The 3,705-nt window shown below is 74.0% G+C and carries 5 protein-coding genes and 1 other RNA gene; 2 read left to right on the top strand and 4 right to left on the bottom strand.

Annotated features, from left to right (window positions below; translation table 11 throughout):
- Nucleotides 1-898: histidine phosphatase family protein (locus tag GTW40_RS06860; RefSeq protein ID WP_237525368.1), on the top strand; the 898-nt coding region annotated here is incomplete at its 5' end.
- Nucleotides 899-933: 35 nt separating this feature from the next.
- On the opposite strand, the gene eda is transcribed toward GTW40_RS06860, so the two are convergent.
- Entirely contained in the window at nucleotides 934-1,572 is a 639-nt protein-coding gene (gene eda / locus GTW40_RS06855; protein WP_272918986.1) for a bifunctional 4-hydroxy-2-oxoglutarate aldolase/2-dehydro-3-deoxy-phosphogluconate aldolase, read from the bottom strand.
- A gap of 64 nt (nucleotides 1,573-1,636) precedes the next feature.
- Nucleotides 1,637-2,419, bottom strand: coding sequence for a peroxide stress protein YaaA (gene yaaA, locus GTW40_RS06850; protein ID WP_161179262.1), 783 nt, complete (start codon nucleotides 2,417-2,419; stop codon nucleotides 1,637-1,639).
- Nucleotides 2,420-2,590: 171 nt separating this feature from the next.
- On the opposite strand from yaaA, the gene rnpB reads away from it, so the two are divergent.
- Nucleotides 2,591-2,993, top strand: an RNA gene (rnpB, locus tag GTW40_RS06845) — RNase P RNA component class A.
- A gap of 28 nt (nucleotides 2,994-3,021) precedes the next feature.
- Here rnpB and cutA read toward each other — a convergent pair.
- Nucleotides 3,022-3,348, bottom strand: coding sequence for a divalent-cation tolerance protein CutA (gene cutA, locus GTW40_RS06840; protein ID WP_161179261.1), 327 nt, complete (start codon nucleotides 3,346-3,348; stop codon nucleotides 3,022-3,024).
- Nucleotides 3,349-3,416: 68 nt separating this feature from the next.
- On the bottom strand, nucleotides 3,417-3,705 hold a 289-nt coding region (locus GTW40_RS06835), incomplete at its 5' end, for a DoxX family protein (RefSeq protein WP_161179260.1).

Below are 3,705 nucleotides of genomic sequence, written 5' to 3'. Positions count from 1 at the left end.
TGCCGATGCCGATGCCGATGCCGATGCCGATGCCGACGCCCGCGCGGCACGCACGCTTGCCGGGCCTGCCACCTCCCCAGGGGGCGTGACCTCCGACGACGGGGCCGTCGCACCGACGGCCCCGGCCGCCGTCCCGACAGACATCGCTGACGCGGGAGCGTCGGTTTCCGGCGGCCCGGAGGCCGCGTCCCCGCAGGCGTCCCCCGCTGTCGCGCGCCCCGGCGCCGGTGAGCAGACTTCCACCCCTGGCTGGAGCGCGGCCCCCGATCTCGGGGCGCCCGCCACCTTCGTACTGCTCCGGCACGGGGAGACCCCGCTCACCCCGCAGAAGCGGTTCTCCGGGAGCGGGGGAACCGATCCCTCGCTGTCCGAGGTGGGGCGGGAACAGGCCGCGCGGGTCGCCGAGGCGCTTGCCCGACGGGGGACGGTCCAGACGATCGTCGCCTCTCCGCTGGCCCGTACCCGGGAGACCGCGGGGATCGTCGCGGCCCGGCTCGGGCTGGAGGTCGTCGTCGACGACGGGCTGCGGGAGACCGACTTCGGCGCCTGGGAGGGGCTGACCTTCGGAGAGGTACGGGACCGCTACCCCGAGGACCTGAACGCCTGGCTGGCCGACCCCGCCGTACGCCCCACGGGCAACGGCGAGAGCTTCACGGAGACCGCCGAGCGCATCGAAATCGCCCGCGCCCGACTGGTCGCGGCCCACGCGGGCCGCACCGTCCTCCTGGTCACCCACGTCACCCCGATCAAGACCCTCCTCCGCCTCGCCCTCGGCGCCCCGCCCGAGTCACTGTTCCGGATGGAGCTGTCGGCGGCCTCGCTGTCGGCGGTGGCGTACTACGCCGACGGGAACGCGAGCGTGCGGCTGTTCAACGACACGTCGCACCTGCGTACTTGAGTTTTGGCCACGACTCGACGTCAACACGCTGCTCCTCAGCGGCAGTTCGCTCCCCTGAGCCCCGCCGCGCCCCGCGCCAGCTCCTCCACCGTGCCCCAGTCCCGTGCGGCGACCGCGTCCCCCGGAACCATCCAACTGCCGCCCACACAGCCCACGTTGGGCAACGCCAGATACTCCGCCGCGTTCCCCGTCCCTATCCCGCCCGTAGGGCAGAAGCGGGCCTGGGGCAACGGCCCTGCCAGGGAACGGAGATAGGCCGCACCGCCCGCCGCCTCCGCGGGGAAGAACTTCATCTCCCGTACCCCGCGCTCCAGTAGAGCGACCACCTCGGAAGCGGTCGAGACCCCCGGGAGGTACGGCAGCCCGGACGCGCTCATCGCGGTCAGCAGCCCCTCCGTCCACCCCGGGCTGACCAGGAACCGCGCCCCCGCCGCCACGCACTCCGCGACCTGCCCCGGCGTGATGACGGTCCCCGCGCCCACCACGGCGTCCGGTACCTCGGCCGCGATGGCACGGATCACGTCGAGCGCGGCCGGAGTCCGCAGGGTCACCTCGATCGCGGGCAGGCCCCCGGCGACCAGCGCCCGCGCGAGCGGTACGGCGTCGGCCGGGTCGGAGAGAACCACGACGGGCAGGACGGGCGCGAGGTCCAGTACCGAGAAGGGCAAGGTCATGCCCGACATCGTGCCGAGCGCGATCAGCCTCCGCAACGGGCGTTGCGCATGCTGCAACGGCAGCTCAGTGGACCTCGTCCACCAGGACATCCAGCGCCCACGGCCTGCCGCCCTTGCCCGGCGCCTCCGCCTCCACCTCGTACCCGAGGTCCCGCAGCGCGACGACCAGCTCGGCCGGGTCGGCGGGGGCGGCCCCGGTGGACAGCAGCGCGCGTACGATCCGCCCCTTCGTGGCCTTGTTGAAGTGGCTGACCACCTTGCGGGTGGGCGCGTGCAGCACCCGTACGGTCGCGGTGCGGGCCGCCACCTCGCCCTTCGGCTTCCACGCGGTGGCGTACGCGGCCGAGCGCAGGTCGAGGACCAGCCCGGTACCGGCCGCCTCGGGCAACACCTCCGCCATCGGCGCCCGCCAGTGCGCGCCGAGCGCGCCGAGGCCGGGAAGCTTCACGCCCATCGAGCAGCGGTAGGAGGGGATGCGGTCGGTGACGCCGAGGGCGCCCCACAGGCCGGAGAACACCAGCAGCGAGCGGGCCGCGCGCCGCTTGGCGGCCGGTTCGAGGGAGCGGAGGTCGAGGGCGTCGTAGAGCACACCGGTGTAGATCTCCCCGGCGGGACGGGCCCCGGCGGTGAGCAGCTCCCCGTTCTTCCCGACCTCCCCGCGCAGCCCCTCGCTGAGCCCCAGCACCTCACGCGCCTTCTCCGCGTCCCCGGCGCACAGCTCGACCAGCTCCCCGAGCACGGCCTGCCGCGCGGCGGTGAGTCCGGGCAGCGACAGCGACTCCAGGTTCAGCGGGGCGCCACGGCCCGAGGACGCCTTACCCTCCGAGGGCGGCAGCAGGACAAGCACGGGTACTCCTTCATCTCGCCTCCGCGCCAGCGTACGGGGCGTGCGCGGGGGGCGGCGCCGCTCCCCGGCCCGGCGACGGGTGCCCGTACCGCCCCCGACCTCCGACCCCCGGCCGTCCCCGCACCGGTCGGCTCCGGCTCCCGCGCCCGGTAGCATGGTCGGCACGGCAGACGAGCCGGGCGGACGGCCGCGTGGAGCCCCTGAGGGGCTTCCCGAGGAACGTCCGGACTCCACAGGGCAGGGTGGTGGCTAACGGCCACCCGAGGCGACTCGCGGGACAGTGCCACAGAAAACAGACCGCCGGGGACCTCGGTCCTCGGTAAGGGTGAAACGGTGGTGTAAGAGACCACCAGTGCCCAGGGTGACCTGGGCAGCTAGGTAAACCCCACCCGGAGCAAGGTCAAAAGGAGCGCCGTGAAAAGCGCTCTGCGCGGACGATCGAGGGCTGCCCGCCCGAGTCCGCGGGTAGACCGCATGAGGCCGGCGGCAACGCCGGTCCTAGATGGATGGCCGTCTCCCGGCCGGCCGCGAGGCCGCCCGGCGACAAAATCCGGCGTACAGCCCGACTCGTCTGCCGCCTCCATGCCCGCGAGGGCTCCGGCTCACCCCTCCGCCGCCGTCTCCCCGCTCACCCACGCCAGATACGCCCCGCTGCCCCGCACGACGGGGGTCGCGATGATCTCCGGGGTGTCGTAGTCGTGCGCGGCCTGGATGTACGCCTCCAGGGCCTCGTACCGCTCCGCGGTCGTCTTGAACTGGATCCGCCATTCCCGCTCGGAGCGCACCGTGCCCTCCCAGCGGTAGACGCTGGTCACGGGGCCGTCGACCTGGGCGCAGGCCGCGACGCGGGACTCCACCGCTCCGGTGGCCAGGGTGTGGGCCTTGTCGGGGGTGTCGGTGGTGGTCAGGACGGTCAGGTACTCGGCCACGGTCGCCTCTCCTTCGTACGGTGTCCGGCGACCGTACCGGGGCCCGGGGGCCGATGTCCCCGGGGGCGTCACTCCTCGAAGAGCATCTCCTGCTCCACCGTCACGCTCTCGCGCAGCCGCTTGTTGCGGGCGCCGATCACCGCGGCCGTGGCGGCGGCGGTGATGCCGAGGGCGGTGGGGACCATCCAGCCTCGGTCGAGGACGTGGCCGAGGGCGTGGTCGAGGGAGAGGCGGCCGGGGCCGGTGACGGCGAGACCGGTGGCGGAGAGGCCGAGGCTGGCCGCGTACTCGTAGCCGCCGCCCTGGGCGAAGAAGCCATTGGGGACGTGGACCGCCGCCGCGCCGGCCATCGCGCCG

The sequence above is a fragment of the Streptomyces sp. SID4985 genome, from assembly GCF_009863025.1.
In the GTDB taxonomy this organism is placed as follows: Bacteria; Actinomycetota; Actinomycetes; order Streptomycetales; family Streptomycetaceae; genus Streptomyces.
The sequence above is the reverse complement of the archived record's forward strand: the minus strand, read 5'-3'. Positions and strand labels throughout refer to the sequence as shown.

Bases quoted from the DNA above. Each gene is read 5' to 3' on its own strand.
- eda (WP_272918986.1), bottom strand. From the start codon at position 1,572: ATGACCTTGCCCTTCTCGGTACTGGACCTCGCGCCCGTCCTGCCCGTC.